Origin of the sequence: Pseudomonas frederiksbergensis, assembly GCF_003732665.1 — a bacterium.
GTDB classification, from domain to species: Bacteria; Pseudomonadota; Gammaproteobacteria; order Pseudomonadales; family Pseudomonadaceae; genus Aquipseudomonas; species Aquipseudomonas frederiksbergensis_G.
In genome coordinates this window covers 233,220-251,296 of record NZ_MOBP01000021.1, presented here as the reverse complement: position 1 = coordinate 251,296, position 18,077 = coordinate 233,220, and the positions used below count along the sequence as shown (strand labels likewise).

General features: G+C 59.2%; 18 protein-coding genes and 1 pseudogene. 12 read left to right on the top strand and 7 right to left on the bottom strand.

All coding sequences use genetic code 11. The features are described 5' to 3' along the window. Position 1: 1 nt before the first annotated feature. The gene (locus BK665_RS28050; RefSeq protein ID WP_123409765.1) at positions 2–1,072 is read left to right on the top strand and encodes a hypothetical protein; all 1,071 of its coding nucleotides are present in this window, start codon (positions 2–4) and stop codon (positions 1,070–1,072) included. 104 nt (positions 1,073–1,176) lie between these two features. Here BK665_RS28050 and BK665_RS28045 read toward each other — a convergent pair whose 3' ends face one another. Both BK665_RS28045 and BK665_RS28040 read right to left on the bottom strand, forming a co-directional pair. Beyond that, positions 1,177–1,578 (bottom strand): hypothetical protein, encoded by a 402-nt coding sequence (locus BK665_RS28045; RefSeq protein ID WP_123409764.1) that lies wholly within the window; start codon positions 1,576–1,578, stop codon positions 1,177–1,179. Positions 1,579–1,677: 99 nt separating this feature from the next. After that, entirely contained in the window at positions 1,678–1,992 is a 315-nt protein-coding gene (locus BK665_RS28040; protein ID WP_123409763.1) for a DUF2388 domain-containing protein, read from the bottom strand. Positions 1,993–2,217: 225 nt separating this feature from the next. Here BK665_RS28040 and BK665_RS35435 point away from each other — a divergent pair. From BK665_RS35435 to BK665_RS28030, 3 genes and pseudogenes are all read left to right on the top strand, one after another. Further along, positions 2,218–2,973, top strand: a pseudogene (locus BK665_RS35435) (HAMP domain-containing protein); the annotation flags it as partial. Next, positions 2,968–3,831 carry a methyl-accepting chemotaxis protein gene (locus BK665_RS35430; protein WP_375538955.1) on the top strand — a complete coding sequence of 288 codons (864 nt, stop codon included), beginning with the start codon at positions 2,968–2,970 and terminating at the stop codon, positions 3,829–3,831. The pseudogene BK665_RS35435 and the gene BK665_RS35430, both read left to right, overlap by 6 nt. Positions 3,832–3,897: 66 nt before the next feature. Further along, positions 3,898–4,563, top strand: a complete 666-nt coding sequence (locus tag BK665_RS28030; RefSeq protein ID WP_123409761.1) for a polysaccharide lyase family 7 protein — start codon at positions 3,898–3,900, stop codon at positions 4,561–4,563. 124 nt (positions 4,564–4,687) lie between these two features. On the opposite strand, the gene BK665_RS28025 is transcribed toward BK665_RS28030, so the two are convergent. Next, positions 4,688–5,119 (bottom strand): nuclear transport factor 2 family protein, encoded by a 432-nt coding sequence (locus BK665_RS28025; protein WP_123409760.1) that lies wholly within the window; start codon positions 5,117–5,119, stop codon positions 4,688–4,690. 184 nt (positions 5,120–5,303) lie between these two features. On the opposite strand from BK665_RS28025, the gene BK665_RS28020 reads away from it, so the two are divergent. Genes BK665_RS28020 through BK665_RS28010 form a run of 3 tightly spaced genes read left to right on the top strand, consistent with a single transcriptional unit; the run spans position 5,304 to position 6,681 of the window. After that, the gene (locus BK665_RS28020; protein WP_123409759.1) at positions 5,304–5,525 is read left to right on the top strand and encodes a hypothetical protein; all 222 of its coding nucleotides are present in this window, start codon (positions 5,304–5,306) and stop codon (positions 5,523–5,525) included. Continuing rightward, positions 5,525–5,956, top strand: coding sequence for a DNA methylase (locus BK665_RS28015; protein ID WP_123409758.1), 432 nt, complete (start codon positions 5,525–5,527; stop codon positions 5,954–5,956). Before BK665_RS28020 ends, BK665_RS28015 begins: the two co-directional genes overlap by 1 nt. After that, positions 5,953–6,681: a DUF72 domain-containing protein gene (locus BK665_RS28010; protein ID WP_123409757.1), complete on the top strand. Its 729-nt coding sequence runs from the start codon at positions 5,953–5,955 to the stop codon at positions 6,679–6,681. The genes BK665_RS28015 and BK665_RS28010 overlap by 4 nt, the downstream gene beginning before the upstream one ends. A 26-nt stretch (positions 6,682–6,707) precedes the next feature. Here BK665_RS28010 and BK665_RS28005 read toward each other — a convergent pair whose 3' ends face one another. Further along, positions 6,708–7,139 (bottom strand): lysozyme inhibitor LprI family protein, encoded by a 432-nt coding sequence (locus BK665_RS28005; protein WP_123409756.1) that lies wholly within the window; start codon positions 7,137–7,139, stop codon positions 6,708–6,710. 120 nt (positions 7,140–7,259) lie between these two features. Between BK665_RS28005 and BK665_RS28000 the strand changes: the two genes are divergently transcribed. Both BK665_RS28000 and mqo read left to right on the top strand, forming a co-directional pair. Then, a complete protein-coding gene (locus tag BK665_RS28000) occupies positions 7,260–7,829 on the top strand; it encodes a nucleotidyltransferase family protein (protein ID WP_123409755.1) in 570 nt (189 codons plus the stop codon). A 396-nt stretch (positions 7,830–8,225) separates the two neighbouring features. Beyond that, positions 8,226–9,878, top strand: coding sequence for a malate dehydrogenase (quinone) (gene mqo / locus BK665_RS27995; RefSeq protein WP_123409754.1), 1,653 nt, complete (start codon positions 8,226–8,228; stop codon positions 9,876–9,878). Positions 9,879–10,037: 159 nt separating this feature from the next. Here the strand turns inward: mqo and BK665_RS27990 are convergent, their stop codons facing one another. Beyond that, positions 10,038–10,619: a hypothetical protein gene (locus BK665_RS27990; protein ID WP_185076666.1), complete on the bottom strand. Its 582-nt coding sequence runs from the start codon at positions 10,617–10,619 to the stop codon at positions 10,038–10,040. A gap of 392 nt (positions 10,620–11,011) precedes the next feature. On the opposite strand from BK665_RS27990, the gene BK665_RS27985 reads away from it, so the two are divergent. Next, positions 11,012–12,079, top strand: coding sequence for an NAD(P)-dependent alcohol dehydrogenase (locus BK665_RS27985; protein WP_123409753.1), 1,068 nt, complete (start codon positions 11,012–11,014; stop codon positions 12,077–12,079). Between the two features lie 359 nt (positions 12,080–12,438). After that, positions 12,439–14,694, top strand: a complete 2,256-nt coding sequence (gene katG / locus BK665_RS27980) for a catalase/peroxidase HPI (RefSeq protein ID WP_123409752.1) — start codon at positions 12,439–12,441, stop codon at positions 14,692–14,694. A gap of 495 nt (positions 14,695–15,189) precedes the next feature. Here the strand turns inward: katG and BK665_RS27975 are convergent, their stop codons facing one another. After that, positions 15,190–15,396 (bottom strand): hypothetical protein, encoded by a 207-nt coding sequence (locus BK665_RS27975; RefSeq protein WP_123409751.1) that lies wholly within the window; start codon positions 15,394–15,396, stop codon positions 15,190–15,192. A gap of 60 nt (positions 15,397–15,456) precedes the next feature. Then, positions 15,457–16,479, bottom strand: a complete 1,023-nt coding sequence (locus BK665_RS27970; protein ID WP_123409750.1) for an AbrB family protein — start codon at positions 16,477–16,479, stop codon at positions 15,457–15,459. A 374-nt stretch (positions 16,480–16,853) separates the two neighbouring features. On the opposite strand from BK665_RS27970, the gene BK665_RS27965 reads away from it, so the two are divergent. Further along, positions 16,854–18,065 (top strand): winged helix-turn-helix domain-containing protein, encoded by a 1,212-nt coding sequence (locus BK665_RS27965; protein WP_123409749.1) that lies wholly within the window; start codon positions 16,854–16,856, stop codon positions 18,063–18,065. The last annotated feature ends 12 nt before the right edge of the window (positions 18,066–18,077 follow it).

The window sequence follows — 18,077 nt, the reverse complement described above, 5'->3', positions numbered from 1 at the left end:
CATGTCGGTGTCCCAGTTCAATTCGATTCGCGCCATCGCCAGCGTCACGCTGCTGGCCGCGCTGCTCAGCGGTTGCAGCGTCAACGGTAACTACACCGACGCCACCGAGCCGGATGCGGCCAAGCTGCGCTTTGTGGCCAATACCGACAATGCCAGCCTCAGCTACTTCGACGCGCAGCATTGCGACGGTCAGACCACCGGCATGCTCAACAACCTGTTCCTGGGTGACACCCCGCGCCGGGTCGGTATGAGCGTCGCCCCGCCCGCCGATGCCCGGGGCTATCTGGAAATCAAACTCAAGCCCGACCAGGAGGCGTACCTGCGCATCAACACCCAGGTCGGCTACTCCGTTTGTGGCGGCGCATTCACCCTCAAGCCTGAGCGCAACGCCGAATATGAATTGACGTTCAGTTCCGGTAACCGTCAGTGCACCACATTGCTGCAACGGGTGGCGCGGGTCGATGGCAAGGATGTCCGCACACCGTTAGTCATCGAGCACAAGGGGCTGGCGGCCTGTAACGGGCGTAACCCGTTATTTGTGAAACTGCCGGACCCGCTGCCGGATACGCCTCAGCGAGTGACCTGGATCAACCAGATCATCGACAGTTCGGTGATTCCGGTGATGAAGCCCGACCCGACCAAGGACGCCGCCGACCGCTCGACCCCGGAAAAACTCGACAAACTGATTGCCGAACGCCAGGGCAAACTTGGCTTTACCCTGCCGGACGACTATTGGGCGCTGTATCGCCAGAATCTGATCGCCTTCGACAACGAAGCCGCGCAAAACAAGGCCGAGACGCTCAAGCGCTACACCGATGAATACCGCCTGCGCCTGCAACGTCTCGACGATAAACAGCTGGAAGACTGGGCAAAGCCCGAGGACAAATCGGCCAAGCCTGCCAACAAGGCCGCGTTTGAAGAGTACAAGTCGATGGCGCTGTACTACTTCCAGGCGCAGAAAAGCGTGCTGGTCGACACCATCAACCACCACCTGGATCGGATGGCGCAGATGGATCGGCAGTACCAGGTGTGCGAGCGGTATTCGGGGTGTTGGAAGCTTAGTGCTCGCTAGTCGGAAGATGGATTGTTGAAGTGGTTTGTGTGCGCAAATCAGCCACCTCCTGTCACGGATTGGCACCTGTTTTCGATTGCGCACCTGGCTGGCGCCAGAAACACTCAGGCATCGCGCAACAAGTCGTTGGCGTTAAGCAGCTCGTAGGCAATCTGCGGGCACTTTTCCAGGCTGCGGCGGATGGCGGCGGGGATGGCGGTGCGGGTCTTGCGGCACAGGCCGGGCTGTTCTTCGATTTGAATGCCGATGCCGCGCATGGTCCGCACTTCATTGAAACTCGGCACGATCTCCACGCGAATGCCCAACTGCTTGTGCATCAGCAATTGCATGCGTTCAAGGTCGGCGAGGCTTTGCAGGTTTTCCAGACGTTCCAGCAGGCGCTTTTCTTCCTGGCGGGTGAGAAACAGGATGCGCACATCCGCGCCGGGAGTTTCCAGCAACGGGTCACGCCCGCAGATGCAGGCGCCGGGCGGGCAGGGTGAGCGGATCGGGGCCGTAGTCGTCATGGGCTCAATCATAGAGGCCCGTGAGCGGTTTTGCCCATAGGGGTGTGCGTGCTCCAAGGGCAGGCATTCCTTTCAGCCTGCCCTTGTCGCTGACGCGGATCAGTGAGCGGCCGGACCTTCGTACTGCACGAGGATCGCGTTGGCCAGGTCCGCGTCGCTGGCATTGAGGCCGGGGTTGTCCTGGCGGATCTGCTGCAACACCGCCTCCATGTAGACCCCGCGAATCGCGCCGTCACTGGCGACAAACGCCGACACGTCATCCCGGGCCGGAATCACCATTTTGTGGTCTTTGAACGTCGAATACAGGGACGCGGAAACCCCTGCCGAGGTCGCGACATCCTTGCCGCTGACGGCCAGGGCTGACCCGATGGGCAGGCATAACATCAGAGAAGTAATGAGTAACATGCGGCGCATGGCGTCGTCCTCCAACAGCGTAAAGCGAAAAGGAAGTAACACATTACTTAGGAGGTGCGGCGCAGCTCAGGAGTTCCATGCCCCCCGGCAAATGGCCACGACCCCGATGGCGCGACCGCTGGTCTTAAACCGACGGGCTTATGGAAATAGGCTTAAATAACCACAGGATGGGGTCGATAGCCTCTTCAGAACTACCTTTCGCAGCGTCCAGCAGGGGAACAACAAGTGTCCATAAAACTTCGGTTACTTCTGTTGATTGGTACGGGCCTGCTCACGGCGTCGATCATGAGCCTGGTCAGTTACCTGGGAAACGCCCAGATGGCCCAGGCGGTGAATGACAGCGAGGTCAGCATGGCTGCCCTGCGTAATCACCTGGAAGCGGACATGATGCACGACGCCCTGCGCGCCGACGTGCTCTCGGCGTTGTTGGTGGGCCTGGGCAAAAGCACCAGCAGCAAGGAAGAGGTGCGCAGTTCCATCGCGGAACACGCGACGCGTTTTCGCGAGGTGGTGGGGGAGAACCTCAAGCTGCCCGTCAATGCCACCATTATGGCCGGTCTGAACAAGGTCAAGCCGAGCCTCGACACCTACATCAGCGCCGCCGAACGCATCGTCGGCCTGGCCCTGGAAAATCCCGAGGCCGCGCAGCAGCAACTGAGTTCGTTCAACGCGGTGTTCACCCAGCTCGAAGGTGACATGTCGGCGCTGAGCGAGCTGATCGAAACCAACACCCAACATGCCAGCCAAGGCACTCAGCAAGCCATCAATCATGCCAACATTGCCCTGGGCAGCGTGCTCGTCGCCAGCCTGTTGTTGCTGCTGGCCCAGGGTCGTTGGGTGATCCTGAGCATCATGGGGCCGCTGCGCTCCGCCAGTCGCATCGCCGACAGCATCGCCCATGGCAACCTCAGTGAACCGATCATCGAGCCCACCGGCACCGACGAAGCCAGCACGTTGATCCGCACCTTGGCGACCATGCAGCGCGACCTGCGCGGCATGATCGAAGTGGTGCGCAGCAATGCCCACGGCGTCAGTGGCATGAGCCAGCAGTTGAGCAATGGCTGCCACGAAGTCGCCGGCAGCAGCCAGCAGCAAAGCGTCGCCGCCAGCACCATGGCCGCCGCTGCCAGTGAAATGACCGCCAGCATCGAGGAAATCACCCGCCATGCCGACCGTGCGCTGGACATGGCCAATCAGGCCGAGGCGCTGGCCAAGGACGGCGGCAAGGTGATTCATCAAGTGGTCCGTGACATGGATGGCATCGCCCGCTCGGCGCAGCAATCGGCCGAGGTGATTCGGACCCTGGACAAAGACTCCGAGGGGATTTTCAGCATCATCCAGGTGATCAAGGGCATTGCTGACCAGACCAACCTGCTGGCGCTCAACGCCGCGATTGAGGCGGCCCGGGCCGGTGAGCAGGGCCGTGGGTTTGCCGTGGTCGCCGACGAAGTCCGCAGCCTGGCGGGACGCACCAGCGCCTCCACCCAGGAAATCGCCGCCATGGTCGCGCGCATCCAGCAAAGCACCCGGGAGGCGGTCACCAGCATGGAGGCCGGCGTGGCCCAGGTCGACAAAGGCATGGCCGTGACCGCCGACGTCGAGCGCGCCATCCGCGAAATCCTCGAAGCCACGTTGAACACCACGCAACTGGTCAACGACATCAGTCGCACCATCGGCGAACAGAGCCTGGCCAGCAACGAAATCGCCCATCAGGTGGAGATGATTGCCGGCATGTCCGAGGACAACAGCAAGGTCATCGGCCGCACGGCGTCGACCACGGATGAGTTGTCGTCGCTGGCGGGGCAGTTGTCGCAGTCGGTGGATCGCTTCAGGCTTTAAACGCTTTCCTTGCGGGGCAACAGGCCTGAGTGCTGTAGGGTACTGTCGCCCCCAAGGAGAGTTGAAATGATTGATTTGGCAACCTGGAACCTGACGATCCCTGTAGGGACGCCCGCCAAAGTCATCGATACGCCGCGACTGGTGGATGGCTATTCCGACACGTATTTTCGATCCGGCGATAACCTTTTTTTCTGGGCTCCCGTCACCGGGTCCAGCACCGCAGAATCAGAATTCCCCCGCAGCGAACTGCGTGAAACCTTGAGCGACGGGACGCTGCGCAACTGGACTTATCCCGAAGGCGATCACCGACTTAAAGCCGTGTTAAAGGTCAATCAAGTGCCTTCAACGGGGAGGATCGTGATTGGGCAAATCCATATCTACCAAGACAAAGGTCCATTGCTGAAAGTCGAATACCAGTACGACGCACTCAGCAAGAAAGGCAACGTGATTGCCAACTATCGACTGAAACCGGGCAGTGAAGACATCACCGTCGTGATCGCCAGGGACATCGCGCTGGGCAAGCCATTTTCTTACGAAGTTCGATTCAGTTCTGCCGGTTATTTGAATGTCAGTTCCCAGGGTTATAGCTGGGGCAAGCAAATCAGTTCCAGCTGGAAGAATAAGCAGCTGTACTTCAAGGCCGGTGTGTATGCGCTGGACAACGCCGGCTATAAAAATGAAGGAGGGCAGGTGACGTTCAGTCAACTGGATGTGGCGCATACCCGGCCCTGATTGAAGATTGAGGTGTCTGTGAGGGCCTCTTCGCGAGCAAGCCCGCTCCCACATGGAATGCGGTCCCCTGTGGGAGCGGGCTTGCTCGCGAAGGCGTCGGTCCAGACAACTCTTATTCCAGCGGTTAGATACGAAACGCCTGACGCCCAATCAACAACCACTTCCCACCCTGTTTCTGCCAAATCTGGAAGTTCTCAATCTCGGTCGGCACCACTTCCGTGCCATTGAGCGCCTGGGCCGAGAAGTGGTTGCGCACCAGCGCTGTATCGCCCAGCAGAGTGATGGTCTGCTTCTGCATCTCCAGGGTCTTGAACGCGCTTTTACCGGTTTCGATGTCGGCAATAAATTCTTTCTTGTCCTGCACCTTACCGCTCGAATGCCCGTAGCTCAGCTTGGCCGCCGTCAACTTTTGCAGCTCGGGAATGTCCTTGTGCAGCATGGCTTGGGTCAGATGGTCGACGGCTTGCGCCACGTCTTTTTCGGCGGTGGCCGGGGCGGCGGCGACGTAGCCGCTGAAAAGGCAGAGAAAACCGATCACTAATTTGGCTTTTTGCATGGGTGTTTCCTTGTTGTTGTGGGTGGTCGATACTGACTGCATTCATCAGTCGTCGTACAACCTATCAGGTTTTTTCCGGCGCTAATAGAGCCTTGTTGCGGGCGCTCGCCGCCATTTGTCGGGCACGAGGAACGGCCCTCAAGCGCAACCCTTCCAAGGGAAAACGACCCTTGGGAGCCCTACCATGAACGATGATCCGAAACGGGACGCCTTGGCCGCCTGGTACAAACTGCTGCGCCAACCGGAAATCCGCATGGACAGCGAAGAGCACTACGACGAACTGCTAAAAGCGGCAGATGAGATGGAACGCAAAGGGCTGATTAACGGCGCGGAGTGGCGGGTGCTGGTGCGCGAAGCGGGGGTGGCGTTTGCCAATTCGATCCAAGGCATCGGCGGTGGAACCTGATGAGCAAAACGATCAGCGCCCGCGACCTGGGCATCCACCTGAAGAAGGGCGATGAAAGCGCCTTGTTCAAATGGTTTGTCGCCAGCTTCCTGATGGGCAAGCGCATCCAGGCGGACATCGCCGCCCAGGCTTATCGGGTGATTGTTGAAAAACACAGCCGCGACACCGCACGCAAACTGGCGGGTTGTACCCATCGGGAGCTGGTGGCCATGCTCGGCGAAGCCCATTACGTACGTTACGACGAAACCACGGCCGAGCGCCTGCGCCACTTGGGCAAAATGCTCAGTGATGAATACGCCGGTAAAATCGGCGCCATTCATAGCGCCAGCGAAGATCGCCAGGCCTTCGAAAAACGCCTCGGCGAGTTCGAAGGTGTGGGGCCGAAAACCATCGAAATCTTTATGCGTGACGCGGCGGCGGTGCTCTATTGAGTCCGCTCTACATTGGCTGCGCAGGCTGGAGCTTGCCACGGGAATATTGGCCGTTGTTTCCCGACACCGGCACTCATCTGCAACGCTATGCGACGCAGCTGCCAGCCGTGGAAGTTAACAGCTCGTTCTATCGCCCGCATCAACCCCAAACCTATCTGCGCTGGGCGCAATCGGTGCCGTCGGCGTTTCGATTTTCGGTCAAGCTGCCCAAGCTCATTACCCATGTGCAGCGTTTGCAGCACTGCGAGGGCTTGCTCGACGAATTTCTTGCCCAATGCCTGAAGTTGGGCGAAAAGCTGGGTTGCCTGTTGATTCAATTGCCCCCGTCGCTGGCCTATGACGCCGCGATAGCCAGCGAATTTTTCCGCATCCTGCGGCAACGTTATGCAGGCACCGTGGTGCTCGAACCCCGCCATGAAACCTGGCGCGCGGCCAGCGGTTTACTGATCGAACACCGCATCGGGCGAGTCGCCGCCGATCCCTCGCCAATCACCGGAGGCACCACGCCAGGCGGCTGGTCCGGGGTGCGTTATTGGCGGCTGCATGGCTCGCCACGGATTTACTACAGCGACTATGACGTGGGTCGATTGCAGGTGTTGGCCCAGCGAATGCGCAGTTCGATGGAAGAGGGTGCCGAGACCTGGTGCATTTTTGATAACACCGCGAGCGGGTTTGCGGTGGGGAATGCGTTGAGTTTGCGGGCGTTGCTGGAACCATCAGGTTGATGAAGATCGCCCGATCTCCGATTGATTCAAGGCGCGCCAACCAATCCATTTAAATACTCAACCCGCTTTTGCGTCTGCTCCAGCAGGCAGAAGGTATGGATCGTGCCAAAACCACTGCCTTCCCTTGATTCGTAAGTCTCGAAGTCGCAACTCGCATCTCGCAAAGCAATCCAGGCCAACTGAGCCTTTTTCAGCATCTGATCCTGAGTGGGGGGCTTCCCGGAAATACCATTGTCTTTGTACCGCGCAATCAAGGTTTTGTAAGCAGCGTTCAGCGCCTGATCGGATGCTTCGAGTTGCTGTTGCAAGCAATCGTACATCTCGCCTTCATAGGTGGCGGCAGGGCAGATGTTGCTTGCTTGCGTGGTGGTGCACAGCGCGAAAAACAGGGCTGGAACAAGCAATGAGCGGTAGTGGTGAATCGTTTTCGGCTCAGTGCCGGGGTGAAGGCCATCCATGGTTCATCGTTCTCAGGTGTGCGGGGGCGTCACTTTAACGGTCTGGCGCCGTTTGTAGCGAATTCAGTGATGCGCACGGTATCGTCACTCCCAGGGATGGCTTCGTATCAAGGAAAAAACATGACACTGACTACCGAAACACTGATCAATATCGCAATGACTAACCCGGCCAACGCCGAGATAGCCCGACGTTTACCTGCACTTGGCCTCAGTCAGTGCCTGCTGACCGCGGGTTGTCTGTTTCAGGCCGTATGGAATCAACAGTCAAACCTTCCGCCCGCCTGGGGCGTGAAGGATTACGACATCTTCTACTTCGATGAGGACATGTCCTGGGAGGCCGAGAATGAAGTCATTCAAATTGCCCAGCAGCTCTTCCAAGACCTGGACGTGAATATCGAAATCAAAAATCAGGCCCGGGTTCACTTGTGGTACGCACAACGGTTCGGCAAGCCTTATCCTCGGCTGCAATCGGCGAAGGATGGCGTTGATCGCTACTTGATTGCCGGTACGTGCATCGCTATGGATGTCTTCACCGGGGAGGTTTATGCGCCTTATGGGTTGGCGGATATCGAGCAGGGCCTGTTGCGCATCAACCCGGTCAATTATCAACCGGATCTGTTTGCGCAAAAGGCCTGCTCTTATCAGGCGCGCTGGCCCTGGTTGACGATCCTCGATCTCGAGGGCATTTAGCGGCCGGGCGGGGTGTACGGGTGCCATCGTCCATCTCATTTCGCCAACCACCGGCAATACATCCAGACCCAAACCCAGACCACCAAGTCGCGAACAGACGCGCGGGTTTGCCGTGTCGTGATATTCTTCGCCGCAACTTGCTTTGACCCATTCAGTTCGCATGCCTTCGAGGTGTGCAAACAGAATCAATGTCGCTCAAGTAGCTGAAGCCAATAATGATAAGAAGTCAGTTCAGTAGGGACATATAAACTGAGGTCGATGGACACGTCGGCCTTGTGTGCCCACCCTCCAATCCTGATGTGCGGGAACCCGCGACATGCTGCCTGCATGGCGTGAACCAGGGGCCTTCGCGGTTGGGATGGAAGGGCGGATGGCGTTTTATCATAGGTGCTACAGATGCTTAAGAAACTCAACACGGCCCTGCTGGGGCTGGCTTTGTCGATGGGGATCACGTCCGTTCACGCGGAAGAGGCAAAGAAAGTCGATGTGCTGCTCATTGGCGGCGGCATCATGAGCGCGACCCTGGGTGTTTGGCTCAACGAGCTGCAACCGGACATGTCGATGGAAATGGTCGAGCGCCTCGACGGCGTCGCCCTGGAAAGCTCCAACGGCTGGAACAACGCTGGTACGGGCCACTCCGCCCTGGCTGAGCTGAACTACACCCCGGAAGACGAAAACGGCAAGGTGTCGATCCCGAAAGCCGTTGAAATCAACGAAGCGTTCCAGATCTCCCGCCAGTTCTGGTCGTGGCAGGTTCAGCAAGGCGTGCTGAAGAACCCACGTTCGTTCATCAACTCCACACCGCACATGAGCTTCGTGTGGGGCGATGACAACATCAAGTTCCTGAAAAAACGCTATGAAGCCCTGCAAGCGAGCCCGCTGTTCGCCGGCATGCAGTACTCCGAAGACCCGGCTGTGATCAAGAAGTGGGTCCCGCTGATGATGGAAGGGCGTGACCCGAACCAGAAAATCGCGGCCACCTGGACCCCGATCGGCACCGACGTCAACTTCGGCGAAATCACCCGCCAGTTCGTTGCCCACCTGCAAACCACGCCTAAGTTCGACTTGAAACTGTCCAGCGAAGTGCAGGACATCACCAAGAACGCAGACGGCACCTGGCGCGTCAGCTACAAAAACCTGAAAGACGGCACCAAAACCGAAACCGACGCCAAGTTCGTCTTCATCGGCGCCGGCGGCGGTGCACTGCACCTGCTGCAAAAGTCCGGCATTCCTGAAGCCAAGGAATACGCAGGCTTCCCGGTCGGTGGTTCGTTCCTCGTGACCGACAACCCGGCCATCGCCGAACAACACCTGGCCAAGGCCTACGGCAAAGCCTCCGTCGGCGCACCGCCAATGTCCGTTCCGCACCTGGACACCCGCGTCCTGGATGGCAAACGCGTCATCCTGTTTGGCCCATTCGCGACCTTCAGCACCAAGTTCCTGAAGGAAGGTTCGTACCTGGACCTGCTGACCAGCACCACCACCCACAACATCTGGCCGATGACCAAAGTCGGCATCAAGGAATACCCACTGGTTGAGTACCTTGCTGGCCAACTCATGCTGTCCGACGAAGACCGCCTGAACGCCCTGAAAGAATACTTCCCGAACGCCAAAGCCGAAGACTGGCGCCTGTGGCAAGCCGGCCAACGCGTGCAAATCATCAAGCGTGATGAAGCGGCCGGTGGCGTACTGAAACTGGGTACTGAAATCGTTGCCTCCGCTGACGGCTCTATCGCCGGCCTGCTGGGCGCATCGCCAGGTGCATCGACCGCTGCGCCGATCATGCTGACCGTGCTGCAAAAGGTCTTCAAGGATCAGGTTGCATCGCCGGCCTGGCAGGAAAAGCTGCATCAGATCGTGCCGAGCTATGGCACTCAACTGAACAACGATCCGGCCAAAGTGGCTGAGGAGTGGGCTTACACTGCAAAAGTGTTGCAACTGACCCCGCCGCCGGCGATCCCGCAGTTGACGGCACCGGTTGCTGCTCCGGCGCCTGCTGATGCCGGCAAGGCTCCGAAGGCAAATGCTGCTAGTGATATGGCTTTGTAAGTAAAAGCTGTATTTGAGAAGCCCACTGATCGGTCACGGTCAGTGGGTTTTTTTGTGGCGGTAATACAGCTCTCGTAGATAACGCACATCTGAACTTAGCAAATACCTGTGGCGAGGGAGCTTGCTCCCGCTGGGCTGCGAAGCAGACCCAAAGCGCTGTCATTCACCGTCGTACATCAACTCCAAACTCTTGATCCACTCATCCGAAGCGTGGAATTTTGCGTAGTACTGCTGTCTTTCTGAACTGCTCAATCGAGTGAAGAAGGGAAGGAAGTAGTTATCGTTGTAATACCCCTGAGCACCTTCCATAGCACCACCCCACCAAGAAGGCTTGTAACCCGCAAACGCTATCCACGGTGGCGGAACGGCTAACTTCACATTCTGAATGACGCTCAGAAAGTCGACGCTATTCGTCACCATACGAATCGTTGTGGCGTTAAATTCCGCATCGGATTTGAAGTAGATCAGGTGCTCGTTTTTTCGGGTGTCTGAATAGAGCTTTACGGGAAGGCCGTTGAAAGGCTTTTCAGCGACGAAACGGAAATTCGATTCGACGAGCGCCTCAAATTCAACAGCGTCATCGTCTGTGGCTAAAAAAGCGGAGTAATAGGCTGAGACACCGATACCCTCTAAAGACACCACTTGCGGATAGTCAGCCATAGCCCGGATGAGGGGTGACAAAGGCTCGGCGAAAACAGACTTCAACTCCGGCAGAGAGTAACCGACGACCTGCTCTTCCATGCGTAGGGCTTCCTATCCATAAACGGCTGAGCACAAAAATGACCGGGCGTGTATTACGCCTTTTCTTTCTTCAGGGTTCTGCGCGACTTTTTACGTCATGCACTGCCTCGGGCTTGGGGCCAAGCCTGGGCATGCATGCTACTAATGCGCCATTACTTTTGTCGAGCCGAAGCTGCTGCATCAGGTCAGCGGGATTAGGCAATAATTCAGCAGAATAGAGCCATCGTCCACACCCGCCCAGGCCTTACCCTATCCGCACCACGGTGCAATCCAGCCGCCAAACTCGCTTGACGACCCACCATCAAACCAGCCCTCACTGTCATCCACTTGAACGATTCAGCACCTAAGCTACTCCTCTTATATTCAACATCCCGACTGAAAAGGCGATCGCAATGACCAAGACTTACAGCTATGCCGCGCAAGGCGCCAAGGACTCGCTCAAGCCTTTCACCTTCGAACGTCGCGCCCCGGGCGCGGATGATGTGCAGATCGATATTCTTTATTGCGGCGTGTGCCATTCCGACTTGCACACGGTAAAAAACGAGTGGCACAACACCTTGTATCCGTCGGTGCCGGGCCATGAAATTGTCGGCCGCGTGACCGCTGTTGGCGCGAATGTCAGCAAGTTCAAGGTGGGCGATTTGGCCGGCGTTGGTTGCATGGTCGACAGTTGCCAACACTGTGCGTCGTGCGCGGAAGGTGAAGAGCAATATTGTGAGAGCGGCTTCACCGGTACTTACAACGGCCCTGTGTTTGGTGGCGAGAACACGTTCGGCGGTTACTCGGACAATATTGTGGTCAAGGAGAAATTCGTCCTGCGCATTTCCCATGACGACGCCAATCTGGCCGCCGTCGCGCCGTTGTTGTGTGCGGGCATCACGACTTATTCGCCGTTGCACCATTGGAAAGTCGGCCCTGGCAAGAAAGTCGGTGTGGTCGGTCTCGGTGGGCTGGGGCATATGGCGGTGAAGATTGCCCATGCCATGGGCGCGCATGTGGTGTTGTTCACTACGTCGCCGAATAAGCGTGAAGATGGGCTGCGTCTGGGCGCTGATGAGGTGGTGGTGTCGAAGAATCCGGATGAGATGGCCAAGTTTGCCAATACCCTGGATTTCATCCTCAACACCGTCGCGGCGCCGCATGATCTGGACGCCTTCCTCAATCTGCTCAAGCGCGATGGCACGATGACGCTGGTCGGTGCGCCGGACAGTCCGCATCCGTCGCCTTCGGTGTTTAACCTGATCTTCAAGCGCCGCAGTCTGGCCGGTTCGTTGATTGGCGGGATTCAGGAAACCCAGGAGATGCTGGATTTCTGTGCCAAGCATGGGATCGTTTCGGATATCGAGATGATCAACATTCAGGACATCAACGAAGCGTATGGCCGGATGTTGAAGGGCGATGTGAAATATCGCTTTGTGATCGATATGAACAGCCTGAAGAAAGAAGCCAACGCTGCCTGATGAATCGCCCCTCGGGCCTGACCCGAGGGGCATTTCAGCCGCCCCGCAAAAGATTCTCCCTATCACGCCCCAACACTGCCGCTATTAGCAGTCCTCCCCAGACGGTCTAGTCTTACCGTTGCGCTGGCGCATGCTGGCCGCTCAACACCTGATGAAAGAGATAAGAAAGAGTCACAGGCTTGCCGTGGGCCCGCGTGCTGGCGAATCGGTCGCCAATTTCTGGAATTCCCGTGTGGCCACAATGGGCAGTTGATCGAACTGCCTGGCCCAGCAGCCTATGTCTTTGATTTCGCTCATTGCTATTGCTGGCCCAAGCCGGGCCGGGTAGCTGGATGAACACGACCAAAGGTAGCTATCACATGGCAACTGAATCGAAATGCCCGTTCAATCACGCCGCTGGCGGTGGCACGACGAACCGCGACTGGTGGCCGAACCAACTGAACCTGAAGATCCTGCACCAGCACTCGTCCCTGTCCGATCCCCTGGACGAGGGCTTTGACTATGCCGAGGCGTTCAAGAAACTGGATTTTGCGGCGCTGAAAGCGGATTTGAATGCGCTGATGACCGACTCGCAAGACTGGTGGCCGGCGGACTTTGGTCACTACGGGCCGTTTTTTATCCGCATGGCCTGGCACGCCGCCGGCACCTACCGCACGGGCGATGGTCGTGGCGGGGCGGGGTCCGGCCAGCAGCGGTTCGCGCCGCTCAACAGTTGGCCGGATAACGTCAGCCTCGACAAGGCGCGACGGCTGCTCTGGCCGATCAAGCAGAAGTATGGCCAGAACATTTCCTGGGCCGACCTGATTGTGCTCACCGGCAACGTGGCGCTGGAGTCCATGGGCTTCAAGACCTTCGGTTATTCCGGCGGTCGCGCTGACGTTTGGGAACCGGACGAAGACGTGTACTGGGGCTCGGAAAACAAATGGCTGGGCGGCGACACCCGCTACGACAAAGCGCAAAAACCCGTGCAAGCGCCCGGCGATGTTCCACTCGTGGCCGAGCCCGGAAGAAATGAGGACAGCCGCACCGACCACGGCCGCAATCTGGAAAACCCGTTGGCCGCCGTGCAAATGGGCCTGATCTACGTCAACCCCGAAGGGCCGGAAGGTGAGCCAGACCCGGTCAGATCCGCCATCGACATCCGCGAAACCTTCGGTCGCATGGCCATGAATGACGAAGAAACCGTGGCGTTGATCGCCGGCGGCCACGCCTTCGGTAAAACTCACGGTGCCGGGCCTGCGGATAATGTCGGGGCAGAACCTGAAGCCGCAGGCCTCGAACAGCAAGGCTTGGGCTGGAAGAACAGTTTCGGCACCGGTAAAGGGCCGGACACCATCACCAGCGGCCTGGAGGTGACCTGGACCACCACGCCGACCAAGTGGAGCAACAATTACCTGGAAAACCTGTTCGGCTTCGAATGGGAGCTGACCAAAAGCCCGGCCGGCGCGCACCAGTGGACGCCAAAAAACGGCGCGGGTGCGGGGATCATTCCGGATGCTTTCGATCCGTCGAAGCGGCGCAATCCGACCATGCTGACCTCGGACCTGGCCCTGCGCTTCGACCCGATCTACGAGCCGATTTCCCGGCGCTTCCTCGAAAACCCCGACCAACTTGCCGACGCCTTCGCCCGCGCCTGGTTCAAGTTGATCCACCGCGACATGGGCCCGCTGTCGCGCTACCTCGGCCCGGAAATGCCCGCCGAAGAACTGCTCTGGCAAGACCCGATTCCTGACGTCGACCATGCACTGGTCAACGACAGCGACATCGCCGCACTCAAGGGCAAACTGGCGGCGTCGGGCCTGAGCGTCTCGCAACTGGTCTCCACCGCGTGGGCGGCGGCGTCCACTTTCCGTGGCTCCGACAAACGCGGCGGCGCCAACGGTGGACGCCTGCGCCTTGAACCGCAGAAATCATGGCAAGCCAACCAGCCTGAACAATTGGCCAATGTGCTGGGGAAACTCGAAAGCATCCGCAACGAGTTCAACAGCGGCGGCAAGAAAATCTCCCTGGCCGACCTGATCGTGCTGGCCGGCAATGTTGGCGTCGAGCAAGCGGCGAAAAATGCCGGCCACAGCATCACAGTGCCGTTCACGCCGGGACGGGCAGACGCATCGCAAGAGCAGACGGATGTGGAATCGTTCGGCTTCCTCGAACCCATCGCCGATGGCTTCCGCAACTACCTCAAAACCCGCTACCGCGTAACGGCCGAGGCGCTGCTGATCGACAAGGCGCAACTGCTTACCCTCACCGCGCCAGAAATGACCGTGCTGATCGGCGGCCTGCGCGTGCTCAACACCAACGTCGGCCAGACCAAACATGGCGTCTTCACCCAACGACCAGAGGCCTTGACCAACGACTTCTTCACCAACCTGCTGGACATGGGCGTGGAATGGAAGCCGACGTCGGAGGCCCAGGAAGAGTTTGAAGGACGGGATCGCAAAACCGGCGCCGCGAAATGGACGGCGACCCGGGTTGATCTGGTCTTCGGCTCAAATGCACAACTGCGGGCGTTGGCGGAGGTGTACGCCAGCAGTGATGCGAAGGAACGGTTTGTGAAGGACTTTGTGGCGGCGTGGGTCAAGGTAATGAACCTTGATCGGTTTGATTTGAAGTGAGGTAAAGCGGCAAAAAGCCCGCTGACTCGGCGACGATCAGCGGGCTTTTTTTGCTCCCAATAGTTGCCAATGGAGACGCAGGACCTGTGGGAGCGGGCTTGCTCGCGAAGACGTCGTGTCAGTCGACATTGATAGTGGCTACCCCACCGCCTTCGCGAGCAAGCTTTGCTCCTACAGGTGAACAACGTCTGATCCGCATTTTCCCGCGCCACCTGCCTCTGTAACGAGATCAGCCCCAGGCCCACAATGCCGCACCGGCCCGGCCGCCCTGAGAGGAACACCTCTCACCGCGCCTGTTGCGCCGCAAACTCAAGTGGTAGGAGGCCTTATGGCTAGAATGGCGATTTTCCTGGGTGGGTTTCTGGTGCTGACCATTTTGATTGGAGCCCTCGCCACGATTTCTCCGGTGTGAGGATAAAAAAGCCCGCAGGACCGGTGATGGTTGGCGGGCCTTTTTACATCTTCAAGATCAAATGATTGCAGCCTGCGGCAGGGCTAATTCCCATCCGCCACTTTGCGCTCAATCTCATCAACCTTCTTCTGCAACTCCTCCGCCTCTTGCTCTTTAACCCGGGTTGAAGAGGGCGTAATCGCTTCATCCACGCCCCGGGTGTCGTCGTCCCGATCCTCAAGATCCCGCTCAACCACATTCACCGGTTTGCCCGAGGCATCAGTGGGTGTTGCTTTCGATTCATCGTTCATTTCGCATACCTCCGTTGACCTAATCATTGGAGGTGCTGATATCGCGGGAGTTCGAGTTTTCTACAGTTCACTCTCGCGCCAGCGCCGCGCCTGGACGAGTACCGCCGGGGCGAAGTGCAGCATGACCATGCGCACCAGGTGGTGGGTCAGGATGAAGACCACGTTGAGCCCGCCACTGAAGGCGACGATGGCGATGGTTTCGATGGCGCCGGGCATGTAGGCCAGCCACAACGACAGCGGGTCGCTGCCCAATACGCGTGAGGCGAGGCCGGCGAATGCGGCGGCGATGAGGACCATCAGGGAGACGGACATCACTCCCGAGCGGCCGTGGCGTATGAGGTCGGCGAGGGAGATGTCCTTGAATTTCGAGCCGATCAGCGTGCCGAGGATGACCGTGGCGAAGTTGACGCTCCAGGGCGGCATCTGGAAGTCAGGCAGCAAGCCGGTCTTGACGTAGACGCCGGTGGCGACGATGGCGGTGAGCATGAACGGGGCCGGGACGCCGATGCGCAGCAATACGCGGCCGATGCCGATGCACAGGGCGATCAGCGACAGCACGGTCACCAGTGTGCCGGTGAGCAGCGGGGTGTCTTCGACGACGATCAGGTTGGTCTGCGCGGGGATAAGAAAACTGACCAGCACGGTGATCGACAGCAATCGCACCAGGTGCACGACGATGACTTTGCCGGACGCACGCTCCGACTCCAGCAAGTCGAACACGGCGGCGAGGGCGCCGGGGTAGACGGCCAGCAGCGAGTCTTTGAGGTTCCAGCCCGAGACCTTGAGCAGCCAGAAACCGGCGACGGTGATCTGCACGGCCAGGCACATGAACAGAAAGCCCAGGCTGGGCAACAGGGCGGCGGCGGTGTGGCTGTCCCAGGCCTTGAACATCAGGCCGGTGGCAATCCCCAGCACCACTTGTACGTAGCCCAGGCCCAAGGGCAGGGTAGGCGCGAAGTCCAGATTGCTGACGATCAGCGCAGTCACAAGTATCGAGCCGAGCAACAGGCCATGGGGCACGCCGGCATATTGCAGTGCCGCGCCGACGCCGGTGGCGATCAGCAAACACAGTAGGGTTTTCATGAGTCTTCCTTGAGTTCAGATGTTACCCAATGTTTCAAGCCATGCACGTTCTCCCATTTAATGGCGTGCAGCGTCAAGCACAAAGGCGCTGCACTCGGCAGGTATGTGACTGAATTTTTTGCTGGGTTTTAGGGCCTCTTCGCGAGCAAGCCCGCTCCCACAATTGAAATGCGTTCCCCTGTGGGAGCGGGCTTGCTCGCGAAGACGGCGGCACAGCCAGCACAAATTTCTGATCAGTTGTACTCATCAAGCCGCCACCAAGACCCCATTTCATTCCGGTTCATCATGCTTGCCTCCCTTCGAGGTCAGTCAGCGTGGGATAGACTCAACTCGGGACCTCGGACGATGGGAGTGACAGATGTGGCGCGATTCAGATGGACTCGCTGATCACTGCGGCGGCGCGAGCGCTGGCGGCGGGTGATCCCCTCGGTGCGCTGAACCGGATCGCCCTGCGCAACGATGCGGCGGCCCTCGCGCTACGCGGTATCGCCATGGCCCAGCTCGGTGATCTGGTGCGGGCTCGGGCGCTGGTACAGCGGGCGGCAAAGGCTTTCGCGCCGAAAGAAACGTTGGCGCGGGCGCGGTGTGTGGTGGCCGAGGCCGAGATCGCGTTGGCCTCGCGGGATCTGGGCTGGCCGGTGAAGGCCCTCGATGCGGCGCGGGTGACGCTTGAGGCCCACGGTGATGTCGTCAACGCCGCCCATGCGCGCTATCTGGCAATACGCCGACTGCTGCTGATCGGGCAACTGGATGAGGCGCAGCACACCCTCGCCGGACTCGACCCCGCACCGTTGCCGCCAGCCTTGCGTGCGGTGCATGAATTGGTGGTGGCCGGGATCGCCATGCGTCGTCTGCAATCGCAGAGTGCGCGGGCAGCGTTGACCCGAGCGGAAGAAGCCGCCCGATTTGCCGCGATCCCCGCGTTATCCGCTGAAGTCGAACACGCGATTCTGGTACTGAACACGCCGGTTGCGCGGTTGATCGCCCACGGCCAGGCGCGTCCATTGCTGCTGGAAGAGGTCGAGGCGTTACTCGCCTCGACCTCGCTGGTGGTGGACGCTTGCCGCTATGCCGTGCGCGGTGCCGGGATGTCGGTTTCCCTGGCCACGCGCCCGGTGCTATTTGCCCTCGTTCGGGCATTGGCCGAAGCCTGGCCGGCGGACGTGTCGAGAGAAATGCTGATCGCTCGCGCCTTTCGCCTGAAGCTCAGCGATGAGTCCCATCGCGCCCGGTTGCGCGTCGAAGTCGGGCGCCTGCGTTCGGCGCTGGAACCCTTGGCCGGCGTGACCGCCACGCCACGGGGCTTTGAGTTGGTCGCGCAGGATGTTGTGCTACTGGCGCAACCCGTCGAAGAGAAATACGCCGCCGTGTTTGCCTTCCTCGCTGACGGTGAATCCTGGTCCAGTTCCGCCCTGGCGTTGGCCCTGGGCAGCAGTCAGCGCACGGTACAACGGGCGCTCGATACGCTGGCGACCGAGGGCAAGGTGCAGTCGTTCGGGCGTGGACGGGCGCGGCGCTGGATGACCCCTCCGGTGCCGGGTTTCGCGACGACTTTGTTACTCACGGCGCCGCTGCCCAGTGATTAGGCTCACGTAACC